The sequence below is a fragment of the Nonomuraea sp. NPDC050383 genome (assembly GCF_044459125.1).
Lineage (GTDB): Bacteria > Actinomycetota > Actinomycetes > Streptosporangiales > Streptosporangiaceae > Nonomuraea.
This window is the reverse complement of the sequence record NZ_JBITIP010000012.1, coordinates 246,014-265,962: the sequence shown is the minus strand read 5'-3', so window position 1 is coordinate 265,962 and position 19,949 is coordinate 246,014. Positions and strand designations below refer to the sequence as shown.

Sequence of the window (19,949 nt, the reverse complement as noted above, 5' to 3'; positions counted from 1 at the left end):
CAGGTCGGGCGCGGTGGACGACGGAAATGTGGACGAAGGTGGGCGCCGTGGACCGGGCGGTGTTCGACGCCGTCGCGGGGACGCCGACACCCGGCCTCGACCGGCTGCTGGTGGGTGCGTCCAACGCGGCCAACCACTCACGGCTCTGGCTGCTGACCGCGGCCGTGATGGCGGTCCTGGGAGGCAGGCGGGGCCGGCGGGCGGCCCGTCAGGGGGTGCTGGCGATCGGGGTGGCGTCGGCGTTGACGAATCTGTGTCTCAAGCCGCTGGCCGGCCGCCGGCGGCCGGCTCCGGCGGATCACGGTCCGGCGCTGCTCTCGCGATGGGTACGGCGTCCGACCTCGACGTCGTTTCCCTCGGGGCATGCCGCGTCCGCGTTCGCCTTCGCCTCCGCCCTTGGGGTGGCCGAGCCGGCCGTCCGGGTCCCGGTGCGGGTGGCGGCCGTGGCCGTCGCCTATTCACGGGTGCACACAGGCGTGCACCACCTCTCCGACGTCGTGGCCGGGGCCGCCGTCGGGAGCCTGTGCGGGTGGAGCGTCCGGCGTCTGGCAGGCTCCCCGGCTTCCTCGGCGCGAGCGCGGTGAGTCCGCTGCCTCCAACGGGCAGGACAACCAAGGCGGACCAGATCGGGCCGCGTAAGGAGAACGACATGCCGGTGCAGCTGAACCACACCATCGTTCACGCACGGGACCGGGAGGAGACCGCCCGGTTCCTCACCGACCTCCTGGGGCTGCCGCCCGCGTCCCTCTTCGGCCCCTTCCGCGTCGTGGACATGGCCAACGGCATCTCCCTCGATGTCGCCCAGGCCGAAACCGTTCATCCGCAGCACTACGCGTTCCTCGTGACCGAGGAGGAGTTCGACGAGATCTGGAGCCGGATCAAGGAGCGCGGGCTGCAGTTCTGGGCCGACCCGTTCCATCGCGAGCCGGGACGGATCAACACCAACGACGGCGGCCGCGGCCTGTACTGGTCCGACCCCGACGGCCACAGCCTGGAGATCATCACCCGTCCCTACGGCTCCGGCGGGCCGTCGTGACGAGCACGGCATTGCAGGTCGCACTGGCCCACCACCGCGCCTGGACCGGCAAGGACCTCGACGGGGCGATGAGGTACATCGCCGACGACGTGGTGCTGGACGCTCCGGCGGGACGGATCGCCGGCATCCAGGCGTACCGGGAGTTCCTGGCGCCCTTCGCGGAGCGGTTCCTCATCAGGGCGGAGCTGATCGCCGCGTTCGGGGACGAGGACACGGCCTTGCTCATGTACGACGCCGAGACCATCCCGGCCAAGAGCGCACCGGCGGCCGAGTGCGTCACGGTTCGCGATGGGAAGATCGTCTATAACCGGTTCGTGTTCGACCGCACGCCGTTCGACGAGTTCCGCCGCCGGCAGGCGCAGGCGCGTCCCTGACGCCGGGTCCCTTTGGGGGGATTTTCCTGGTCAATCGCTTGCCTGGCAGGGGGCGCGGGTAGGAGCGGCCACGGCCGAAGGAGGGGCGGGCCCCGATGTCCCAGGTGGTGGGGGAGCTGTCGTGCGCGTGACCAGCCTGTGGGCGCATCAGCTCGCCGGTCCGCCGCCCGAGGTCAGTCCGTGCCGGGCGCCGCGAAGGTCACCTCGGCCGTGCCGACCGTCTCGCCGCGGCGGCCCGGCACCCGCTGCCACTGCCAGTAGAGGTTGGTGTGCGCGATCACCTTGTCCGGGGTCGGCGCGCCGTACTCGCTGAGATCCTCGGTCGTGTGCGCGTCGCCGACCAGCGTCACGTCGTACCCGCGGACGAAGGCCCCGTGGATGGTGGAGCGGATGCACTCGTCGGTCTGGGCGCCCGTGACGACGAGCCGGCCCACCCGCCGCCCGGCCAGCACCGCCTCCAGCTCCGTGCCCTCGAACGCGTCCGCGTAGCTCTTGTGGACCAGCGGCTCCGGGTCGAGGCGGACCAGCTCCGGCACGTACTGCCAGCTCTCGCTGTCCCGCTTGATGTTGTCGTCGGAGTGCTGCACCCAGACCACGGGCACGTCCTCCGCCCTGGCTTTGTCGACCAGCGCGCCGATGTTCGCGATCACGCGGTCGCGGTCGTGGGTGCGGGCCCACTGCTCGAACGTGCGGGGCGGCCGGCCGGTGACCTCCTGGACGGTCGGGCGCACCACCGACTCGTCCAGGGTCCCCTTGACGTAGAAGTCGAAGAAGGCGTCGAGGTACTGCCGCGGCATGGCCGCGAGCATCTCCTCGCGGGCCTGCCCGTGGCGCCCGATACCAGGATCGTTTCCCGTTCCTCCGGAGTGCGGGATCACCAGGGCAGGGGACGGCCGTCGCGGAAGAAGCCGCCGGTCGGGTCGTTGTCGGGCAGGGTGGCGGCCCACACCACTCCGGCCGCGCCGTCGGCGACCGGACGCCCGCCGGCGCCACCCATGTCGGTGGCCACCCAGCCCGGGCAGACCGCGTTGACGAGGATGCCGTCGCCGCGCAGCTCGGCGGCGAGCATGCGGGTCAGGGCGTTGAGCGCCACCTTGGTGGTGGTGTACGCGGGCGTGCCGCCGCCCATGCCGGTCAGCGAGGCGGCCTCGCTGGAGACGTTGACCACCCGCGCGTGCCCGCCGGCGCGCAGCAGCGGCAGGAACGCCTGCACCATCCGCCACGGCCCGTACAGGTTGGTCTCGGCCGTCTCCCGCACCACGTCCAGGTCGGCGTTCTCGGCGCGCTGCCAGGTGTCGTAGGTGATGGCGGCGTTGTTGACCAGCGCGTCCAGGCGCCCGAACCGCTCGGCGACCGCCTCGGCCGCCCGTGCGACGCTCTCCTCGGAGGTGACGTCCAGCAGCAGAGGGTGCACGTCGGGGCCGAGCTCGGCGGCCGCGGCGGCGGCCGGCTGAAGAGAACGGGCGGTGAGCACGACGGTGTGGCCGGCGGCGGCGAGCTGGCGGCACACCTCCCGCCCGATGCCCCGGTTCGCGCCCGTGACCAGTGCGATCATCACCGGCTCCCCTCGATGACCTGCGGCCCGGCCTCGTGCCGGACGTGATCATCCTGTGGCAGTGGATTTCGGATGTCCAATAGCTGGGGCGATAGCCGCCGGTTATGGGCACGCGGGTCGGTTCCCGGTGGAGCGGTGGGCGACGCGCCCGTCCAGCATGGTGAGCCACGCGTCCACGCCGGACAGGGCCTCCGCGGGCCACCCTAACCTGACCCGGGGCACGGAGGCATAGATCGGCGTCCCGGGTGCGTCCTTGCTTGGTGACATGGTGAGGAGGACGGGTGGATCCAGGATTTGAGGCGGACTTCCGGCAGTTCGTCGTCGAGCGGTCAGCGGCGTTGTTCCGTACCGCGTACCTGCTGACCGGCGACCGGCACGCGGCCGAGGACCTGGTGCAGTCGGCCCTGGCCAAGACGGCCGCGCGGTGGAGGGGACTGCGGGACCGCGGGGCCATCGAGGGGTACGTCCGGCGCGCCATGTACCACGAGCAGGTGAGCCGGTGGCGGCGCCGTTCCCGGGTCACGGAGGTCTCCACGGAGTGGCTGCCCGACCAGGCCGGCGGTGAGCACGCCGACGTCGTGGACCTGCGTTTGGTGATGCGCGCGGCGCTGGCCCGGCTCACGCCCCGCCAGCGCACCATGCTCGTGCTGCGCTACTTCGAGGACCTGTCGGAGACCGAGATCGCCCGGTTGCTCGGGGTCAGGGTCGGGTCGGTGCGCAGCCAGATCTACCGGTCACTGGAGCGCCTGAAGCAGGCGGCGCCCGAACTGAGTGCTGTGAGGGAGTTCGGATGAAGATCGAGGATGTGCTGCGCGACACCCTGGCTGACATGGCGCACGAGCAGCCGCCGCCCCCGCCGGCGCGCTTCCTCCAGGCGGTGGGCGGTCGCCGGCGCGGGTCCCGTGGAGTGGCGCTGGCGGCCGCGGCCGCCGTCGCGGTGCTGGCCGCCGGCTCGACGGTCGCGGTCCGGGGGCTGGCCGGCGGGGAGGCGGTCCCTGGCGCGGTTCCCGCCGAGCGGGGCTCCGGGCGGGCGTCCACGAGCCCGGAGCCCGACCGGCCGGAGGTCCTGGTGCCCGTGCAGGACGGGCTCCGGCTCGTCGACGTCCTGCCGCGGCTCGCGCGCGCCACCGGCAGGCCGTTGGCCGAGTTCGAGCGGGCGTCACGGAACGGCGCGGCGCTCGGCCTGCCCGCCTACGCGAAGGGACGGCTGGAGGGATTCGCCTTCCCCGACACCTACCGGATCTCGCCGGGGACGAGTGCCGAGGAGGTCCTCGCCTCGATGGTGAAGCGCTTCCGCCGGACCGCCGACGAGGTCCACCTGGAGGACGCCGCCCGCCGCGCCGGCCGTACCCCCCGGGAGATCATGATCATCGCCAGCATCGTGCAGGCGGAGGCGGCCCGCACGGCCGACATGCCGAAGATCGCACGGGTGATCTACAACCGCCTGGGCCACAAGCCGCCGATGAGGCTCCAGATGGACAGCCCTCTCCTGTACGCCCTGGGCAAGTACGCTGTCCAGGCCACGAACGAGGAGCTCAGGAGCCGGTCGAGGTACAACACCTATCGCTTCCCCGGCCTGCCGCCCGGCCCCATCGGCAACCCGGGCCGGGCCGCCATCGAGGCGGCGCTGCACCCGGCCACCGGCCCGTGGCTGTACTACGTGGCGGTCGATCCGGCGACGGGCGAGACCAGGTTCATCGGCTCCCAGGCGGAATACCTCCGGCTGCTCGACGGCCTGCGGCAGAAGCGCAAGGGCACGTCCTGACGGCCCGCCGTCAGCCCGCCAGCGTCTTCCTCAGGACCTCCGCGAACGGCTCCGGGTGGGTGACGAAGCCGCCGTGCTCGCCCGGGAACTCCACCGGCGGCGTGCCGAGCAGCTCCGCCAGCGCCGTGGAGGTCGGGTACGTGAGCAGCTTGCGCGACTCCGCGCCGATGCCGACCACGACCCGGCCGGGCCCGGCCTTCAGGGCGGCCACGTCCGGGACGTACCGGGTGGTGCCCCGCAGCTCGTGCAGGAAGAAGCGGGCACTGTCGGCGAGGTCCTGCTCCGAGAACTCGCCCTGCGGCGGGGCCGAGCCGTCCAGGTCGAACCCGGAGGTGGTCATGAACTTCATCCACGCCGCCCCGTGCCCGTCCCGCCGGAACGTCTCCACGATGTCGTCCACCACGGCGCGCCGCTCGGCCGCGTCCGGCAGCAGCTCCAGCAGGGGAGGCTCGTGCGCCACGAGCGTCCGCACACGTCCGGGATGCCGGGCGGCCACCGCCAGCCCCGTCACCGCGCCGCCGCTGCTGCCGAACAGGTCGGCCGTGTCGGCGCCGAGGTGGTCCAGCAGGGCGGCGACGTCGTCGGCGCGCAGGTCGGGGGTCGATTCCTGCGCGGGGTCGTCGAGGACGCTGCCCGAGATGCCGCGCGGGTCGTGGGTGACGACGGTGTGGTCGCCCGCCAGGGCCTCCGCCAGCGGCGCGAAGGCGGCGGCGGACATGGGGGCGCCGAAGACGAGCAGCAGGGGGCCGGCGCCGCGCACCTCGTAGCGCAGGCGCGCGCCGGGGACGCGGAGGGTGTGGGTGGTGCTCATGGCGGGTGGTCCTTCCCTGGGGTGATGGTGCTTGCAGAGGTAGGACTCCGCCGCCGGGCCGGATTCGTCGGTCCTGGCGCCGGGAATCTTCGCCGACGGAACCGGGGGTGTGAGGGCGCGCTCCGGTGGTAAGCCATCAACGAAGCGATAAACCGGATGTAAGGGGACGATATGGCCGAGCGGCTGACCGTTGACGAGATCGACACCGCGCTTGCGGCCCTGCAGGGGTGGCGGTATGAGGAGGAGGCGCTGCTCAAGGACGTGCCGATCACGCCCGACAGTTACGGCTGGCTGAGCGAGGCGGTGATGAACGAGGCCAACGCGCTCGACCACCATCCCGAGATCGAGCGCACCGGCGACGGCGTCCGGTTCCGGCTGTGGACGCACAGCTCGGGCGGGGTGACGGCGAAGGACGTGGAGCTCGCCGCCCGGATCGACCAGGTGCTCAGCGGAGCGGCCCGCGACCGGGGCTGAACGCGCGGCAGGGGCGGGGCGGACCGGGGCAGTGTCAGGAGACGGCCATCTCGCCCAGCTCGGACCAGTCCTCCTGCGGGACACTGGCGTTGACGATGCGCGGCGTCTCCGCCAGGTGCGGCGGGAGCGTGCGCTGAGCCGCGCGGAAGTGCTCGGAGCGCACGTGCGCGGCGCCCGCCTCGTCGTCGCGGAACGCCTCCACCAGCACGTACTCGTTCGGGTCGTCGACGCTGCGCGACCAGTCGAACCACAGGCAGCCCGGCTCGGCGCGCGTCGCCCGGGTGAAGTCCGCGGTGATCTCGGGCCAGCGGTCGGCGTGCTCCGGCAGGACGCGGAACTTCGCGGTGATGAAGATCATGATGTCCTCTGGGACGTCGGCTGGTGGTCGACACGAGGTTAACCCAGCAGGGCCCGCCCGGCGTCCGAGGACAACCGCGCCGCGGGGTCGCAGAGGCAGCAGCGCCCGAAGTCGTAGGGCCGGGCCCACGCGTCCGCGACGCGCGTGTCGGCCCACGGGTCCACCAGCCGGGCGACGACCAGCGCCACCACCGCCTCCGCGCCCGCCCGGTACAGGACCGAGGCGGCGCTCTGCACGCGGGCCCCGGAGGCGAACAACTCGTCGAGCAGCAGCACCCGCTCGCCGTCGAGCCGGCCCAGCACCTGGAACGCCCGCTCGTCCGGCACGTGCCGGGCGAGCGCCTCCTCGGCGGCGCGGTCGCCGCCGGGCATGAGCACGGGCCGGTGCAGGTCGCGCAGCCCGGCGACCCACTGGACGACCCGGGGCATGAGGTCGAACGCCTCGACGGGCCGCTCGGCGCCGGCCCCGGGCACCGTGGCGACCAGCGTGAACGGCCCTCCGGCCGGCCTCGTCAGGCAGGGCAGGTGAGCGCGGTGGAAGCGCGCCACGGTGGCGGCCAGCAACGCCGCCCCGGTCAGGTCGCCCGGCGGGGAGCGGCGGCGGGTCACCAGGTCGTACAGCCGCCGGTCGTCACCCGTCCGCGCGCACAGCGAGACGGGCACCACGTGCGGCGTGTGCCGGTGGACCCCGGCCGTGGCGCGGTGGCAGCCCGCGCACAGGCACGCGGGCGCGTGCGGTTCCGCCGGGGCGGAGTGGCAGACGCGGCAGAGGCCGGGCCGCGCGGCCGGTACGTTCCGGAAGAGGCCGAGGTGCCGCTCGGTCACCGCGCGAGCGTCACCCATGGTCAGCAAGCGCTCGGTTGCCAGGTCACGTCTACCAGAGTGACCAGCGCACTCGGCTCCCCGTCACTATCCGGGACGACACTGCCCTCTCTCCTGCCGGGACACCGCTGTCATACATTTTCGCGACATGAACGACATGACCCTCCGGCACTTCACGGCGGAGGCTCGGGAACGGATCCCAGGTGGGCGTCGCCCGCCCGCGCCGCCTCATGTCTGATCAGCGTCCTCACCCGGAAGCCGGGTCGCCGTCGCGCGCCCGTCGCAGGGCGCCCGCTCGCGCGGCGGCCAACGTCACTCGCACCGCCTGGTCGGCGGTCGTCTCGTCGACCGGATCGGCGGTCATGAGCAAGCGCAGGTAGATCGGCGCGACGAGGGTCTTGAAGAGCTCGGCGGGGTCGGTGTCCCCGGCGAGCTCACCGCGCTCGACAGCGCGCGTCACCACCGGTTCGGCCCTGGCGAGGCGGTCGTCGAACACGTGACGCCGGGCCGCGGCGATCTCCGGAAGGTGGGCCGCCCCGGTGAACATGGCGGCGAGGACGGCCTGCCCGGTCGGGCTGGTGAACGACTGGACGAGCGAGCGCGCCAGCGCCCGCAGGTCGGTCTCGATCCCCCCGGTGTCGGGGACGGGGATGTCCATCGCCATGTGCTCGGCCAAGGCGTCGGTGAGCAGGCTTTCCCGGTCCTTCCACCGCCGGTACACCGTCGTTTTGTGGACTCCGGCACGCTGGGCGACGTTCTCGACGGTCAATGCCGCGTAGCCCTTGTCCAGCAGCTCGGCGAGTGTGGCGGCGTGGACGGCGGCTCGTACTTTGGCGCCGCGGCCGACCGGCCTGACGGGGGACGGATCAGAGTGCATTGCAACTCCGAGTTGCGATATCAGCGGGGCGAGTGGCACGATCACTGTATCGCGACTTCAAGTTGCGTTACATCGATCCTGCATCCCCTGAGGTGGCACATCATGCGGAACCCGCCCGCTTGGACCCTCCATGCCGTCCCCGACCAGTCCGGACGGGTCGCGGTGGTCACCGGGGCCAACAGTGGCATCGGCTACGTCACCGCCCGCGAACTGGCCCGCCATGGCGCGCACGTCGTGCTGGCCTGCCGCGACCCCGGGCGCGGCGGGGCCGCGCTCGCCCGCATGCGGGGCGAGGTGCCCGGCGCTCGCCTGGAACTTCGCCAGGTCGACCTGGGCAGCCTGGCCTCCGTCCGAGCGTTCGCCGCCGGCTGGGACCGCGGCCCCCTCGACCTGTTGATCAACAACGCCGGGGTGGCGATGGTGCCCTACGCCAGAACCGCCGACGGGTTCGAGTCGCAGTTCGGTGTCAACCATCTGGGCACCTTCGCCCTGACCGGGCTGCTCATGCCTCACCTGCTGGCCGCGCCCGATCCGCGGGTGGTCACCGTCAGCAGCGAGGGCCAGCGCTTCGCCCGCTTCGACCTGGGCAACCTCAACGCCGAACGCGGCTACCGGACGGCCTTCGCCTACGTGCAGTCCAAACGGGCCAACCTCTACTTCGCGATGCAGTTGCAGCGCTGGGCCGACACCGCCGGGCTGAAGCTGCGCAGCATGGCCGTCGCGCCTGGACTCACCCGTACCAACGTGCTCACCGGCGGCGCCAACAGCGGCAGAGGACGACTGTACGCCACCGCCACGCGCCTGCTCGTGCACGCGGCCTTCCGCCCCACTCCGGAAGGGGCGAAGACCTCCCTGTACGCCGCGACGGTCCCCGACCTGCCCGGGGGCAGCTACATCGTTCCCGACGGGCCGCTGCAACTGCGTGGTGAGCCGACACCTCGCACGCGCGAGCGCGCCATCCGCGACACCGACACGGCCGCTCGCCTGTGGCAGCTCTCCGAACGCCTGACAGGCGTCACCTACGAGCTGTCCACGGCATCGACACCGGCGTGATCCTCGATGGGCCGGGGGCGGGTCAGAGGCGGGTGTTGTGGTGGAGGAGGCGTAGGGCGCCGACGGTGGCGTGGCCGCGCCACTCCAGCGGGCTCGCCGCCGAGAAGTGGGCGTAGTCGACCGTCCAGCCGCCGTCCTCCTTCTGGCCGCCCGCCAGCCGGTCCAGGTCCGCGTCGATCGCCTCCTTGGCGAGCAGCGTGCGTGAGGGGCCGCCCGGGAGCGGGGAGAAGTCCAGCGGGCTCAGCCGTTCGTCCTCCTTGCCGCCCTCGACCGGCATCGTGCCGTCCGGCGGGACGTGCGGGCGCAGGTGCTCCACCAGCTCCTCGACGCGTCGCGGGTGCGCGGCGTGCGCCGCGTCCAGGAAGCGCACCGCGAAGGCCAGCTCGTACGCGTGCGGCGTCCGGTCGATCGCCTCGATGGCGGCCAGGCAGTACGCGGTGGAGCGCTCCAGCCACGGGTGGGCGGCCACGGCCGGGTCGTGGGCGGCGACGCGGTGGGCGACCGCCGCCGAGATCGCGGTGATCTGCAGCGAGGAGGTCGCCGGGTCCGCGCCGGCCCACCAGGGTGCGGTGCCGGCGGCGAGCGTGGTGGGCAGCGCGAAGGGCAGTCCGCCGTCCGGCAGCGAGACCGCCTGGAGCCAGTCGCACAGCTCGGCCGCCCGCGGGCTGGTGAGGGGGCCCGCCTCCTCGAACACCGTGAACGCGTGCAGGGCGGTGCCCGGCTGGCTCTCCGGGGAGCGCAGGTCGGGCTCCAGGCCCCAGCCGTAACCGCCGTCGGCATTGCGGTAGCCGTCGAGGGCCGACAGCACCGGCGTCGTGTCCGGCGCCGAGCCTCCGGACGCCCCGGACAGGAGCTCGGTCAGCAGATGGAAGCGGCGGCGGTCCAGGACGCGCGCGTGGGTGGCCATGAAGGCCGCGGCCGCGGAGAGGTCGATGCTCATGCCTTCATCGTGCCCAGGGAGGAGGGTCCGGGTCTTGTCGGAATCGGACGCCTCGCCGCGACGGATACGCGAATCCGACGCCTCGCCGCGGACGGACACGCAGGGAAAAGATGACATGCCCTGTCGGGTTTCGGTGTCAGCCTTTGTGCCATGACAGACACGTTGAAAGGGAAGGTCGCGCTGGTCGCCGGCGGCACCAGGGGCGCGGGCCGGGGCATCGCGGTGGAGCTGGGGGCGGCCGGCGCGACCGTGTACGTGACGGGCCGCACGACGCGGAGCGAGCGGTCCGAGTACGACCGGCCGGAGACGATCGAGGAGACCGCGGAGCTGGTGAGCGAGGCCGGCGGCCACGGCATCGCCGTGCAGGTCGACCACCTCGATCACGCCCGGGTCCGCGAGCTGGTCGAGCGGATCGACCGCGAGCAGGGGCGGCTCGACGTGCTGGTGAACGACGTGTGGGGCGGCGAGCGGCTGGCCCAGTGGGAGACGCCGCTCTGGGAGCACGACCTCGACCGCGGGCTGCGGCTGCTGCGCCTGGCCGTCGACACGCACATCATCACCAGCCACTACGCGCTGCCGCTGCTCACCAGGACCCCGGGCGGGCTGGTCGTCGAGATGACCGACGGCACCAAGGAGTACAACGACGGCAACTACCGCATTTCGGTCTTCTACGACCTCGCCAAGACCGCCGTGATCCGGCTCGCGTACGCGCAGGCGCACGAGCTCAAGCCGTTCGGCTGCGCCGCCGTCGCCCTGACACCGGGGTGGATGCGCTCGGAGATGATGCTGGACACCTTCGGCGTGACGGAGGAGAACTGGCGGGACGCCACCGCCGACCAGCCGCACTTCGTCATCTCCGAGTCGCCCCGCTTCACCGGCCGGGCGGTGGCGGCGCTGGCCGCCGACCCGGAGGTCATGCGGTGGAGCGGGCGGTCGCTGTCGAGCGGGGAGCTGGCGAAGGAGTACGGGTTCACGGACGTGGACGGGTCGCGGCCCGACTGCTGGCGTTACCTCGTGGAGGTGACGGACGCGGGCCGGCCCGCCGACGCGACCGGCTACCGCTGAGTCACGCCGGGGCCGGGGCGGTGTGACGGGCCGTGAGCGTCCGCGCAGTGGCGGTCGGGCTCGCCGATGGTCAGCACGTCCGCCGGCGCGTGGTCCACCTGCAGCGTCGTGTGCTCGATCCCGTACCGGTCGTGGACGAGCCGCTCGGCCGCCAGCCGTACGGCGTGGCAGTCGTCGCCCGGCGTGACCAGCACGTGCGCCGACATCGCCGGGTAGTTGGAGGTCACCTCCCAGATGTGCAGGTCGTGCACCTCGACCACCTTGTCCAGGGACGCCAGCTCGCGGCCGATCTCGGCGGGGTTCATGCCGACGGGGGCGGCCTCCATGAACACCCGCGCGGAGTCGCGCACCAGCCCCCACCCGGCCTTGAGCATGAGCGCGGCCACGACCAGGGCCGCCACCGCGTCGGCCCTGGTCCAGCCGGTGAGCCACACCACGGCGCCGGCGATGGTCGTGGCGATGAACGCGAACAGGTCGTTCAGGATGTGCTGGTAGGCGCCCTCGACGTTGAGGCTCGTCCGGTTGGCCCGGGTCAGCAGCCAGGTGGCCAGGAGGTTGACCGCGATGCCGGCCAGGCCGGTCACCACCACGTACAGGCCCTCGACCTCGGGCGGGTTCGCGAAGCGGCGCACGCTCTCGACGATGAAGTAGACGCTCAGCAGCAGCAGCGTCACGCCGTTGACCTGCGCCGAGATGATCTCGGCGCGCTTGAGCCCGTACGTGAACCCGCCCTGCGGCGGCCGGGCCGCGATCCGCATCGCGACCAGGGCGAAGACGATGGCGATGGCGTCGGTGAGCATGTGACCGGCGTCGGAGATCAGCGCCAGCGACCCGGCGACGAACCCGATGACCACCTCGACCGCCATGAACCCGACGATCAGCGCCAGGGCGCCGGTCAGGTACCGGCGGTCACCCGCCACTCCCACGGCATGCCCGTGTCCGTGCCCGTGCCCCCGCTCGCGGTCCGTCATGGGGTCGCCGCCTCCTTGACATCTGAATGACTGTTCATATGTGGAGTTTATGGACGAGATGCGCGCGCCTGTCAAGCCGCGCGGCTACGGCTGCCTGCGTTCGAGGTGGATGGCCTGGGTGTGCTCGGTGTGCGCCACGGCCAGGTCCAGCAGCATGCGGACGTGGGCGTCGTCCAGGCGGTAGTAGGCCATGCGGCCCGCTCGTCGTACGGCGACGACGCGGTGCGCGCGCAGCAGGCGCAGCGCGTGGGAGGTGGCCGACTCGCTCAGCCCGGTCACCACCGACAGGTCGCACACGCACAGCTCTCCGTCGAGGAGCGCCAGCAGGAGCCGCAACCGCCCGGGGTCGGAGAGCAGCCCGAAGATGTCGGCCGTGTCGACGAGGTCGCCCTCGGCGGGCATGCGGGAGCTGACGCTCGCCACCCGGTCGGCGTCGACCACCCGGGTGGCGCAGCCCTCCAGGGCGGTCACCTGTTCCTGTGAAGAACTGTTCATATAACCGAGCCTAGCTGGGCGGATGCCAGGCGTCGAGCGGTCGTGAGGGTGGTCAGTGGCCCGGGTGGTGGTACTGGTGGACCACGGCATGCCCCTTGCCCCGGGCGATCAGCCAGCGGTTGACCGGCGTGGTCACCACGAACGCCACCACCAGCGAGCCGGCCAGCGACCCCCAGAACAGCGCGCTCGTCAGGCCGGCGTCCATCGCGCCGGGCACCAGCACGATCACCGCGTTGTCCAGCAGCTCCATGACCATGATGGAGATCGTGTCGGCCGCCAGCGCCACCTTGAGCGCCGAGCGGAACCCGACGCCCGCGCGCAGCACGCCGCGCATGGTCAGCCCGTAGCCGAAGACGAAGGCCAGCGCCACCGACAGCACCACGGTGCCGGAGTTGTGCAGGCCGGCGGCGGTGCCGATCACCATGCCCAGTACCTCGCCGATGGCGCAGCCGGTCAGGCAGTGCAGGGTCGCCTGGGACGCGGCCTTCCACGTCGCCGCGGGCGCGGCCGGATGGTGCCCGGTGTGGTCTTCCATGATTGTCGCCTTTCGCGGGGTCGGCTCATCATACCGGCAGGGGGTATGATGAGGCCACGCCGACCCGTCAGTGACCGTGACCGTGACCGACGAACGCCCCCGACGGCCTCCCGCCCGGCACCAGCCCGAGCGACACCAGGGCCGCCGCCCCCGCGGCGACCGCGCACGCCGTCAGCGCGGTCGTGAAGCCGCTCGCACCCGCGGCCCCCGGCGCCAGGCTCGCCGCGGCGAGCGACGACACAACCGCGACGCCGATCGAGCCGCCCAGCTCGTGGAAGGTGTTGACCACGCCCGACGCCACGCCGGCCTCGCCGTGCGGAACGTTCGCCATGGTCGTCGTCGTGGCCGTGACGAACGCGGGCCCGATGCCGAACGCCGCCACCACGAAGCCCGGCAGCAGCGTCGTGTACGCGCTCGCGCCGGGCTCGATCCGCGTCATCAGCCACGCCCCGAGCGCCGTCACCGCGAACGCCGCCACGGCGACCGGCCGCCCGCCGACCCTGCCGATCAGGTGCGCCCCGAGCTGCGCGCCGGCCGTGATGGCCACGGCCACGGGCAGGAACAGCAGGCCCGTCTCCAGCGCGCTCATGCGCAGGACGTGCTGGAGGTAGAGCGAGCTGAGGAAGAACAGGCCCAGCATGAGCCCGGTCGCCATGAGCATGACGAACACGCCGGAGAGCACCGGGCGGCGGCCCAGCGTCTCGACGCGCATCAGCGGCGTCCGCGCGGTCCGCTCGACCAGCACGAACACGGCGTAGAGGGCGGCGGACGCGGCCAGGGGCAGCAGGGTGCGGACGGAGGCCCAGCCGGCGTCGCCCGCGCCGACGAGCCCGTAGATGAGCAGCGCGGTGGCCAGGGTCACCGCCGCGGCCCCGGGCACGTCGATCCCGGGCCGCGCGCCGGCCGAGCCGCTCGCCCGGCCGGGCACGACGGCCGGGAGGGCGGCGAACACCAGCACGCCGATCGGGACGTTCACGTAGAACACCCAGGTCCAGCCGGGCCCCGCGGTCAGCAGCCCGCCGAGGAGCACGCCGGCCGCGGCGCCGGAGCCGCCGATGGCCGCCCACACCCCGAGCGCCCGGTTGCGCCGCTCGCCGTGGAAGGCGCCCGTGATGACAGCGAGCGCCGCCGGGGACATCAGCGCCGCCCCCACGCCCTGGAGCCCGCGGCCGGCGATGAGCATGGCGCCGTTCGTCGCCAGCCCCGCGACCAGCGAGGACAGCGTGAACACCGCCAGCCCGGCCAGCAGCGTGCGCCGCGCGCCGAGTGTGTCCGCCAGCCGCCCGCCCAGCACCATGAGGCCGCCGAAGCAGAGCGTGTACGTCGTGACGACCCAGGTCAGCGCCTCGCGGCCGAGGCCGAGGTCGGCCCCGATGCTGGGCAGGGCGACCTGCACGACCGTGATGTCCACGATGAGCATGAACTGCGCGAGGCAGAGCAGGGTCAGCGCGGCCCACCCGCCGGAGGCGCGCCCGGTGTCGGGGTGCGCGGGCGTGACGTGTCCGTGGCTCACGAGATCTCCTTAACTTGAACACTTATGTACGAGTTAAGGGACACCATACCCCCGTACTGCATGCCCGAGACACGAGAGAGCCCCCGGAGGCGGGACATCCGGGGGCTCGGTCCAGGGGGAAGGGATTCTCAGGCTGCCTCGCGTGGCAGCATCGGGGCGAGGACGAACCGGGTGGTGGCCCACACCGCGTACAGCAGCGGCGCGCACGCCAGCAGCAGGCCCGGCACCGGCCTGGCCAGCACGACCGTCACCGCCAGGCCGAGGACCACGGTGTTCGCCGCGGCCAGGTACCACCGCCGCACCACCAGGTAGAGGCACGGGCGGACCAGCGCGCGCAGCCGCACCGGCTTCTCGGACGGTCCTTCGGACGGCCCTTCGGACGGCTCGGCGATCAGCGTGATCAGGGCGACGACCGTGGCCACCACCAGCACCACGGCCGTGGCGAAGAACGGGACGAGCGCCGGCCTCCACGCCGTCCGCGCCACCACGGTCGCGTCCAGGACCAGCACGCTCACGGCCGCCGCGCCCGCCGCCCACACGGCCAGCGCGCGGCCGGCCCCGCGCCGGTAGCCGTTCCAGAACGTACGGACCACGGAGGTGGAGCCGGAGCCGAGCGCGGCGAAGCACCGGAACGCGCCCGCCAGCGCCGGCGCGCACACCAGCGACAGCACCGCGAAGAACGGCCACGAGCCCAGCGGGTCGCGCACGAGCGCGAGAGCCGCCAGCAGCGGCGCGCACGCGACGGCGAGCAGCGCGTTCACCGCCAGGCCGGTGTAGGCGGCGGCGAACACCTTCTCGTACGTGGCCTGCCGGGCCGGCCTCAGCAGGCTCCGCACGCCGGGGGCCGGCGGCTGCCCGCTCATCCCTTGAGCCCGCTCGTCGCGATGCCCTGGATGAAGTAGCGCTGCCCCAGCAGGAACACCGCGAGGATCGGCAGCACCGAGAGCACCGCACCCGTCATGATCATCGCGTACTCGGCGTCGTACTGGCCGACGAACGAGCGCAGGCCGAGCTGGACCGTCCACAGGTCGTTGTCCGTCAGGTAGATGAACGGCCCCATGTAGTCGTTCCACGTGTTGACGAACGTGAGCAGCGCCAGGCTGGCCAGCGCCGGCTTGGACAGCGGCAGCATGATCCGCCAGTAGATGCCGTACTCGCTCAGCCCGTCGATCCGCGCCGCCTCGCACAGCTCGTCCGGGATCGACATGTAGTACTGCCGCATGAGGAACACGCCGAACGCGCCGAACGCCTGGAGCAGGATGATCGCCAGGTGCGTGTTCGTCAGGTCGGCCTTCTGCATCATGATGTACTGCGGCACCATGTACGCCTGCCAGGGCACGGCGATGGTCGCGATGTAGGCCATGAAGAGCGCGTCACGGCCGGGGAAGCGCACCTTGGCGAAGCCGTACGCCGCGAAGCTGCCGCTGAGGAGCTGCAGCAGCGTGACCGACACCGACAGGAACGCCGAGTTGCCCAGGTAGGTGAGCAGCGGGATGCGGTCCCAGATGTCGACGAAGTTGGACCAGCGCAGCTCGTGCGGGATCCACTCGATCGGCACGGTGAACACCTCGTTGTCGCGCTTCAGCGACGCCGACAGCATCCACGCGAACGGCACCAGCACCAGCGCCGCCACCACGGTCAGCGCCACGTACGCCAGCACCCGCCGGGTGACGGCGGCGGCGGAGCGGTCGCCGGAGGGACGCGGCGCCTTGCCCGGCCGGGTGGCCGGCTCGGCCAGGGGCGCATCGCGCAGGGCGGTCATGAGGCGCTCCTCCGTTCGTTGATGCGGAACTGGACGACCGTCACGGTCAGCACGATCACGAAGAGCACGAGAGCGATCGCCGACGAGTAGCCGAACTTGCCCTCGGTGATGCCTTCCCGGTAGATGAGCTGGGCCAGCACGAGCGTGCTGCGGCCGGGCCCGCCGTCGGTCATGACCAGGATCAGGTCGAGCACCTTGAAGCTCTGGATGGTCAGCATGACCACGACGAAGAACGTCGTGGGCCGCAGCGACGGCAGCGTGATGCCCCAGAAGCGCTGCCAGGCGTTGGCGCCGTCCACGCGGGCCGCCTCGTAGTACTCCTTGGGGATCGTCTGCAGCCCGGCCAGATAGAGCACCATGTAGTAGCCCATGTCCCGCCACACGCTGGTGATGATCACAGCGGGCATCGCCCAGTCGGTGCTGGCCACCCACCGCGGTGGGTCGGAGACGCCGATCGCCTCCAGCACCTGGTTGATCGGCCCGGCGGTCGGGTTGAACAGCATGTTCCACACGACCGCCACCGCGACCAGTGAGGTGATGTACGGGAAGAACGCCGCGGTGCGGAAGAACGGCACGCCGCGCAGCTTGCGGTTCAGCGCGATGGCCAGGCCGAGCGCGGCGGCCAGCGTGAGCGGGATGTGGCCGGCCGCGTAGAAGAGGGTGTTGCGCAGAGCGACGTGGAAGTTCTGGTCGGTCAGCAGGCGTGCGAAGTTGTCCAGCCCCACCCACTCCGGGTCGCTGTAGGAGTCCCAGTCGAGGAACGCCAGCGCGAACGCCGCCAGCATCGGGATGATCGTGAACAGCAGGAAGCCGGCGAAGTTCGGGAGGATGAAGCTCCAGCCGACGAGGATGTCGCGCCAGGCGCGCCGCCCACGGGGCCGAGCCCGCGGCGCGGTCGGCGCCGGTTTTGTGATCACCTGAGCCATGGGCGTCCTTTGCGAGCCTTCGGGGCGTTTGGTGTGTTCATCGTGAAACGCGAGAATATGGCGAAATGTGAGGCTATGGCGGACCGCGAGCGCAGGGCGGAACGCGGGATGCGGCGGGCCTGGACCGCTCCGGGCCCGCCGCTCGGGCCGCTAGTTCAGGACCTCGCTCTTGACCCGCTCGTTCATCTCGCGGATGCCGTCGGCGGCGGACTTCTCGCCGACCATGATCAGCTCGTGCTCCTCCTTGAGGATGGTGTCCACGTCGGCGGTCTTGTCGCTGACCGGCATCTCCAGCGTGACCTTGTCGGGCTGGAACGCCTTCTTCGACGTCTCGTCCGTGGGCATGCCCTTGAGCTTGAAGTACGCCTCGGTGATCTCGGGGCTCTGCAGCGCCGGGACCACGCCCACCTTGCTGATCGCCTCGGCCCCGCCCTTGCCGGCCGCGAACTGCACGAACTTCTTCGCCGCGTCGGCGTGCTCGGCCTTCTTGTTGACGGCGAACGCGGTCGGCGAGCCGAACGTCGTCACGCCCGTGGCGCCGGGACGCTGCGGCATCGGGGCGATGGCCCAGTCGACGTCGGTCTTCCCGGCGGCCTTGGCGTCCAGGATGGCCGCGATGTACCAGGTGCCCATGGGGAGCATGGCGGTCGCGCCGGTCTCGAACAGCGTCTTGTAGTCCGACTTCTGGGCGCTCGCGGTGCCGAAGTCGAGCGTCGCGCCGGCCTTCTGCAGGCTGAGCGCCGTGGCGTACTGGTCGGCGAAGAAGGAGTAGTCGCCGCCGAGCTGGTCGCCGCCCGTCTGAGCCGCCGCGATGGCCTGCACCACCGACCGCCAGGTGTGGTGGTAGGTGCCGTAGACCTTCTTGCCGCCCTCCTCCTTGGTGAGCTGCTGCGCCAGCTTGGCGTACTCGTCCCAGGTCAGCGTGCCGGGGTACTTGACGCCCGCCTGGTCGAACAGCTTCTTGTTGTAGTAGAGCAGCCAGAAGTCCTGCCGGTACGGCAGCGCGTAGTACTTGCCGCCGACGTCGAACGCGTCCAGGCCCGCGAGCGTCGCCGCGTCGGGCGACTTGGCCAGGTCGGTGACCTCGGTGAGCTGGCCGCGGCTGGAGTAGCGGGAGTAGTCGGTGACGTTCTTCATGGTGATGACGTCGGTGTGGTCGCCGCCGGCCAGCATCGTGGTGATCTTGTCGGGGTAGTCGTCGGCGAGGATGTCCACCGGCTTGATCTTGATGCCGGGGTTGGCCTGCTCGAAGGCGTCGAACATGGCCTTGAACTCGGGCGTCTTGGCCATGTTCCAGACGGTGACGCTGAGGGTGACGTTCCCGTCGGCCGCCTCCTGCGCGGAGTCGCCGCCCGAGCCGCAGGCCGCCGCCGCCAGCGACAGTGCCGCGACGGCCGCCAGGGACTTCACGAGGTGGCGTCGCCCTCTGGCCCTCGCCGAGGTGTCAGAAGAGATCATGTGATCCGGTCTCCTTTCCTGTCGAGCCGGTCGGGGGCTCAGGCGCTGACCTTGAACTCATCGGCTGTGACGGCCGCGCGGGGCGGCCGGCCGTCCAGGTAGCGTTCGAGCTCGTCGAGCGCGCTCTCACTCATTCGCCGGGTCTCCGATCCGAGGGACCCGGCGACGTGGGGGGTGATCATGACGTTGGGCAGGTCGTACAGGGGCGAGTCGGCGGGCAGCGGCTCGGGGTCGCTGACGTCGAGCATCGCGTCGAGCCGGCCGCTGACGCACTCGCGCTCCAGCGCGGCCGTGTCGAGGACGGCGCCGCGCGCGGTGTTGATGACCGTCGCGCCGTCGCGCAGCAGCGCCAGCTCCGCGGCACCGATCAGGTGCCGGGTGGAGGGGAGCGCGGGGACGTGCAGGGTGAGCACGTCGCTGCGCCGCAGCAGGTCGGGCAGCTCGACGAGGCGGGCGCCGGCCGCGGCCACCTCGTCCGGGTCGGCGTACGGGTCGGCGACGAGGACGTCGACCTCCAGGTCCCGCAGCCGGTCGACGACCCGGCGGCCCACGCGGGAGTAGCCGACGACGCCGATCGTGCGGCCCCGGTTGCTCAGCTCGCCGCGGCTCGTCGCGTACGACCAGTCGGCGCGGTGCCGCCGCGCGTCCTGGGCGAGGAACGGGACCTTCTTCCCGGCGAAGATGATCGCGGCCAGCGTGAACTCGGCGACCGGGACCGCGTTCTCGTCGGCGGCGTTGGTCACCAGGATCCCGCGCCGCCACACCTCGTCGGTGACGAACGTGCGGACGGTGCCGGCGCAGTGGAAGATCGCCCGCAGCCCCGGCGCGTCGGCCAGCCGCTCCGCCGTCAGCCGCGGGCAGCCCCAGGAGGTCACCAGCACCTCGACCTCGCGCAGCCGCCGCCGTACTCGCGGGGTGTCGAGGTCGTCGGTGACGACGGGCTCGCCGAGCTCGGCGAGCTGTCGCAACCGGTGGAGCTGTGGCTCCTCGAACATTGTGCTGAACGTGGTGGGGTCCATGACCAGCAGGGCGTGTGGCCGTCTCACTCGGCGTCCCTTTCGGCGGCAAGCGCTTACCAGTGCCGCCGATCCTGTCCGATCGTTACGATCACGTCAATACTTTGTTAATCAGGACGATCACGTTTATCTGATCGATATTGA

At 72.0% G+C, this 19,949-nt stretch carries 24 protein-coding genes; 8 read left to right on the top strand and 16 right to left on the bottom strand.

Going from position 1 to position 19,949, the window contains the following annotated elements; all coding sequences use genetic code 11:
- Positions 1 to 26: 26 nt before the first annotated feature.
- The 3 genes from ACIBG4_RS28565 (at position 27) to ACIBG4_RS28555 (ending at position 1,410) form a co-directional block, all read left to right on the top strand.
- Entirely contained in the window at positions 27 to 584 is a 558-nt protein-coding gene (locus tag ACIBG4_RS28565) for a phosphatase PAP2 family protein (RefSeq protein WP_397204431.1), read from the top strand.
- 65 nt (positions 585 to 649) lie between these two features.
- Positions 650 to 1,036 carry a VOC family protein gene (locus ACIBG4_RS28560; RefSeq protein ID WP_397204430.1) on the top strand — a complete coding sequence of 129 codons (387 nt, stop codon included), beginning with the start codon at positions 650 to 652 and terminating at the stop codon, positions 1,034 to 1,036.
- 11 nt (positions 1,037 to 1,047) lie between these two features.
- On the top strand, positions 1,048 to 1,410 hold the full coding sequence (locus tag ACIBG4_RS28555; protein WP_397204429.1) for a nuclear transport factor 2 family protein: 363 nt from the start codon (positions 1,048 to 1,050) through the stop codon (positions 1,408 to 1,410).
- A 173-nt stretch (positions 1,411 to 1,583) separates the two neighbouring features.
- On the opposite strand, the gene ACIBG4_RS28550 is transcribed toward ACIBG4_RS28555, so the two are convergent.
- The gene (locus ACIBG4_RS28550; RefSeq protein ID WP_397204428.1) at positions 1,584 to 2,207 is read right to left on the bottom strand and encodes an isochorismatase family protein; all 624 of its coding nucleotides are present in this window, start codon (positions 2,205 to 2,207) and stop codon (positions 1,584 to 1,586) included.
- A 77-nt stretch (positions 2,208 to 2,284) separates the two neighbouring features.
- Positions 2,285 to 2,965 (bottom strand): SDR family NAD(P)-dependent oxidoreductase, encoded by a 681-nt coding sequence (locus ACIBG4_RS28545; RefSeq protein WP_397204427.1) that lies wholly within the window; start codon positions 2,963 to 2,965, stop codon positions 2,285 to 2,287.
- A 281-nt stretch (positions 2,966 to 3,246) separates the two neighbouring features.
- Between ACIBG4_RS28545 and ACIBG4_RS28540 the strand changes: the two genes are divergently transcribed.
- Together ACIBG4_RS28540 and mltG are read left to right on the top strand one after the other, a co-directional pair.
- Complete coding sequence (locus tag ACIBG4_RS28540; protein ID WP_397204426.1) at positions 3,247 to 3,759, top strand: SigE family RNA polymerase sigma factor; 513 nt, start codon at positions 3,247 to 3,249, stop codon at positions 3,757 to 3,759.
- The gene (gene mltG, locus ACIBG4_RS28535; protein WP_397204425.1) at positions 3,756 to 4,730 is read left to right on the top strand and encodes an endolytic transglycosylase MltG; all 975 of its coding nucleotides are present in this window, start codon (positions 3,756 to 3,758) and stop codon (positions 4,728 to 4,730) included. Before ACIBG4_RS28540 ends, mltG begins: the two co-directional genes overlap by 4 nt.
- Positions 4,731 to 4,740: 10 nt before the next feature.
- On the opposite strand, the gene ACIBG4_RS28530 is transcribed toward mltG, so the two are convergent.
- Positions 4,741 to 5,541 (bottom strand): alpha/beta fold hydrolase, encoded by an 801-nt coding sequence (locus ACIBG4_RS28530; protein WP_397204424.1) that lies wholly within the window; start codon positions 5,539 to 5,541, stop codon positions 4,741 to 4,743.
- 171 nt (positions 5,542 to 5,712) lie between these two features.
- Here ACIBG4_RS28530 and ACIBG4_RS28525 point away from each other — a divergent pair, with 171 nt between their 5' ends.
- Positions 5,713 to 6,015, top strand: a complete 303-nt coding sequence (locus ACIBG4_RS28525; protein ID WP_397204423.1) for a 4a-hydroxytetrahydrobiopterin dehydratase — start codon at positions 5,713 to 5,715, stop codon at positions 6,013 to 6,015.
- A 34-nt stretch (positions 6,016 to 6,049) separates the two neighbouring features.
- Here the strand turns inward: ACIBG4_RS28525 and ACIBG4_RS28520 are convergent, their stop codons facing one another.
- The 3 genes from ACIBG4_RS28520 to ACIBG4_RS28510 all read right to left on the bottom strand — a co-directional run bounded on the left by ACIBG4_RS28520 (position 6,050) and on the right by ACIBG4_RS28510 (position 8,071).
- Complete coding sequence (locus ACIBG4_RS28520) at positions 6,050 to 6,373, bottom strand: putative quinol monooxygenase (RefSeq protein ID WP_310709436.1); 324 nt, start codon at positions 6,371 to 6,373, stop codon at positions 6,050 to 6,052.
- A gap of 38 nt (positions 6,374 to 6,411) precedes the next feature.
- Positions 6,412 to 7,197: a hypothetical protein gene (locus ACIBG4_RS28515; protein WP_397204422.1), complete on the bottom strand. Its 786-nt coding sequence runs from the start codon at positions 7,195 to 7,197 to the stop codon at positions 6,412 to 6,414.
- A 244-nt stretch (positions 7,198 to 7,441) separates the two neighbouring features.
- Positions 7,442 to 8,071: a TetR/AcrR family transcriptional regulator gene (locus ACIBG4_RS28510; RefSeq protein ID WP_397204421.1), complete on the bottom strand. Its 630-nt coding sequence runs from the start codon at positions 8,069 to 8,071 to the stop codon at positions 7,442 to 7,444.
- A gap of 102 nt (positions 8,072 to 8,173) precedes the next feature.
- Between ACIBG4_RS28510 and ACIBG4_RS28505 the strand changes: the two genes are divergently transcribed.
- Positions 8,174 to 9,124 (top strand): oxidoreductase, encoded by a 951-nt coding sequence (locus tag ACIBG4_RS28505; protein ID WP_397204420.1) that lies wholly within the window; start codon positions 8,174 to 8,176, stop codon positions 9,122 to 9,124.
- Positions 9,125 to 9,146: 22 nt separating this feature from the next.
- Here the strand turns inward: ACIBG4_RS28505 and ACIBG4_RS28500 are convergent, their stop codons facing one another.
- Positions 9,147 to 10,064: a hypothetical protein gene (locus ACIBG4_RS28500; RefSeq protein ID WP_397204419.1), complete on the bottom strand. Its 918-nt coding sequence runs from the start codon at positions 10,062 to 10,064 to the stop codon at positions 9,147 to 9,149.
- 150 nt (positions 10,065 to 10,214) lie between these two features.
- Here ACIBG4_RS28500 and ACIBG4_RS28495 point away from each other — a divergent pair, with 150 nt between their 5' ends.
- Positions 10,215 to 11,129 carry an SDR family oxidoreductase gene (locus tag ACIBG4_RS28495; protein WP_397204418.1) on the top strand — a complete coding sequence of 305 codons (915 nt, stop codon included), beginning with the start codon at positions 10,215 to 10,217 and terminating at the stop codon, positions 11,127 to 11,129.
- On the opposite strand, the gene ACIBG4_RS28490 is transcribed toward ACIBG4_RS28495, so the two are convergent.
- From ACIBG4_RS28490 to ACIBG4_RS28450, 9 genes are all read right to left on the bottom strand, one after another.
- Positions 11,120 to 12,100 (bottom strand): cation diffusion facilitator family transporter, encoded by a 981-nt coding sequence (locus tag ACIBG4_RS28490; RefSeq protein WP_397204416.1) that lies wholly within the window; start codon positions 12,098 to 12,100, stop codon positions 11,120 to 11,122. The two genes, ACIBG4_RS28495 and ACIBG4_RS28490, sit on opposite strands and share 10 nt — an antisense overlap.
- An 84-nt stretch (positions 12,101 to 12,184) precedes the next feature.
- Positions 12,185 to 12,595 carry a metalloregulator ArsR/SmtB family transcription factor gene (locus tag ACIBG4_RS28485; RefSeq protein WP_310709430.1) on the bottom strand — a complete coding sequence of 137 codons (411 nt, stop codon included), beginning with the start codon at positions 12,593 to 12,595 and terminating at the stop codon, positions 12,185 to 12,187.
- Between the two features lie 52 nt (positions 12,596 to 12,647).
- Complete coding sequence (locus ACIBG4_RS28480; protein ID WP_397204414.1) at positions 12,648 to 13,130, bottom strand: DUF4396 domain-containing protein; 483 nt, start codon at positions 13,128 to 13,130, stop codon at positions 12,648 to 12,650.
- A gap of 67 nt (positions 13,131 to 13,197) precedes the next feature.
- Positions 13,198 to 14,643, bottom strand: coding sequence for an MFS transporter (locus tag ACIBG4_RS28475; RefSeq protein ID WP_397204413.1), 1,446 nt, complete (start codon positions 14,641 to 14,643; stop codon positions 13,198 to 13,200).
- 128 nt (positions 14,644 to 14,771) lie between these two features.
- Positions 14,772 to 15,506, bottom strand: a complete 735-nt coding sequence (locus ACIBG4_RS28470) for a hypothetical protein (protein ID WP_397204412.1) — start codon at positions 15,504 to 15,506, stop codon at positions 14,772 to 14,774.
- Positions 15,503 to 16,405 (bottom strand): carbohydrate ABC transporter permease, encoded by a 903-nt coding sequence (locus ACIBG4_RS28465; RefSeq protein WP_397204411.1) that lies wholly within the window; start codon positions 16,403 to 16,405, stop codon positions 15,503 to 15,505. The genes ACIBG4_RS28470 and ACIBG4_RS28465 overlap by 4 nt, the downstream gene beginning before the upstream one ends.
- Positions 16,402 to 17,322, bottom strand: a complete 921-nt coding sequence (locus ACIBG4_RS28460; protein WP_397204410.1) for a carbohydrate ABC transporter permease — start codon at positions 17,320 to 17,322, stop codon at positions 16,402 to 16,404. The genes ACIBG4_RS28465 and ACIBG4_RS28460 overlap by 4 nt, the downstream gene beginning before the upstream one ends.
- Before the next feature lie 159 nt (positions 17,323 to 17,481).
- Positions 17,482 to 18,789 carry an ABC transporter substrate-binding protein gene (locus ACIBG4_RS28455; RefSeq protein WP_397204409.1) on the bottom strand — a complete coding sequence of 436 codons (1,308 nt, stop codon included), beginning with the start codon at positions 18,787 to 18,789 and terminating at the stop codon, positions 17,482 to 17,484.
- A gap of 38 nt (positions 18,790 to 18,827) precedes the next feature.
- Positions 18,828 to 19,835 carry a hydroxyacid dehydrogenase gene (locus ACIBG4_RS28450; protein ID WP_397204408.1) on the bottom strand — a complete coding sequence of 336 codons (1,008 nt, stop codon included), beginning with the start codon at positions 19,833 to 19,835 and terminating at the stop codon, positions 18,828 to 18,830.
- Positions 19,836 to 19,949: the final 114 nt, after the last annotated feature.

What these genes read in the sequence shown, in the direction of transcription:
- ACIBG4_RS28480 (WP_397204414.1), bottom strand. Translation starts at nt 13,130, where the DNA reads ATGGAAGACCACACCGGGCACCATCCGGCCGCGCCCGCGGCGACGTGG.
- ACIBG4_RS28485 (WP_310709430.1), bottom strand. Translation starts at nt 12,595, where the DNA reads ATGAACAGTTCTTCACAGGAACAGGTGACCGCCCTGGAGGGCTGCGCC.
- ACIBG4_RS28490 (WP_397204416.1), bottom strand. Translation starts at nt 12,100, where the DNA reads ATGACGGACCGCGAGCGGGGGCACGGGCACGGACACGGGCATGCCGTG.
- ACIBG4_RS28465 (WP_397204411.1), bottom strand. Translation starts at nt 16,405, where the DNA reads ATGACCGCCCTGCGCGATGCGCCCCTGGCCGAGCCGGCCACCCGGCCG.
- ACIBG4_RS28470 (WP_397204412.1), bottom strand. Translation starts at nt 15,506, where the DNA reads ATGAGCGGGCAGCCGCCGGCCCCCGGCGTGCGGAGCCTGCTGAGGCCG.
- ACIBG4_RS28565 (WP_397204431.1), top strand. Translation starts at nt 27, where the DNA reads ATGTGGACGAAGGTGGGCGCCGTGGACCGGGCGGTGTTCGACGCCGTC.
- ACIBG4_RS28530 (WP_397204424.1), bottom strand. Translation starts at nt 5,541, where the DNA reads ATGAGCACCACCCACACCCTCCGCGTCCCCGGCGCGCGCCTGCGCTAC.
- ACIBG4_RS28455 (WP_397204409.1), bottom strand. Translation starts at nt 18,789, where the DNA reads ATGATCTCTTCTGACACCTCGGCGAGGGCCAGAGGGCGACGCCACCTC.
- ACIBG4_RS28500 (WP_397204419.1), bottom strand. Translation starts at nt 10,064, where the DNA reads ATGAGCATCGACCTCTCCGCGGCCGCGGCCTTCATGGCCACCCACGCG.
- ACIBG4_RS28495 (WP_397204418.1), top strand. Translation starts at nt 10,215, where the DNA reads ATGACAGACACGTTGAAAGGGAAGGTCGCGCTGGTCGCCGGCGGCACC.
- ACIBG4_RS28550 (WP_397204428.1), bottom strand. Translation starts at nt 2,207, where the DNA reads ATGCCGCGGCAGTACCTCGACGCCTTCTTCGACTTCTACGTCAAGGGG.
- ACIBG4_RS28545 (WP_397204427.1), bottom strand. Translation starts at nt 2,965, where the DNA reads ATGATCGCACTGGTCACGGGCGCGAACCGGGGCATCGGGCGGGAGGTG.
- ACIBG4_RS28560 (WP_397204430.1), top strand. Translation starts at nt 650, where the DNA reads ATGCCGGTGCAGCTGAACCACACCATCGTTCACGCACGGGACCGGGAG.
- mltG (WP_397204425.1), top strand. Translation starts at nt 3,756, where the DNA reads ATGAAGATCGAGGATGTGCTGCGCGACACCCTGGCTGACATGGCGCAC.
- ACIBG4_RS28505 (WP_397204420.1), top strand. Translation starts at nt 8,174, where the DNA reads ATGCGGAACCCGCCCGCTTGGACCCTCCATGCCGTCCCCGACCAGTCC.
- ACIBG4_RS28525 (WP_397204423.1), top strand. Translation starts at nt 5,713, where the DNA reads ATGGCCGAGCGGCTGACCGTTGACGAGATCGACACCGCGCTTGCGGCC.
- ACIBG4_RS28510 (WP_397204421.1), bottom strand. Translation starts at nt 8,071, where the DNA reads ATGCACTCTGATCCGTCCCCCGTCAGGCCGGTCGGCCGCGGCGCCAAA.
- ACIBG4_RS28520 (WP_310709436.1), bottom strand. Translation starts at nt 6,373, where the DNA reads ATGATCTTCATCACCGCGAAGTTCCGCGTCCTGCCGGAGCACGCCGAC.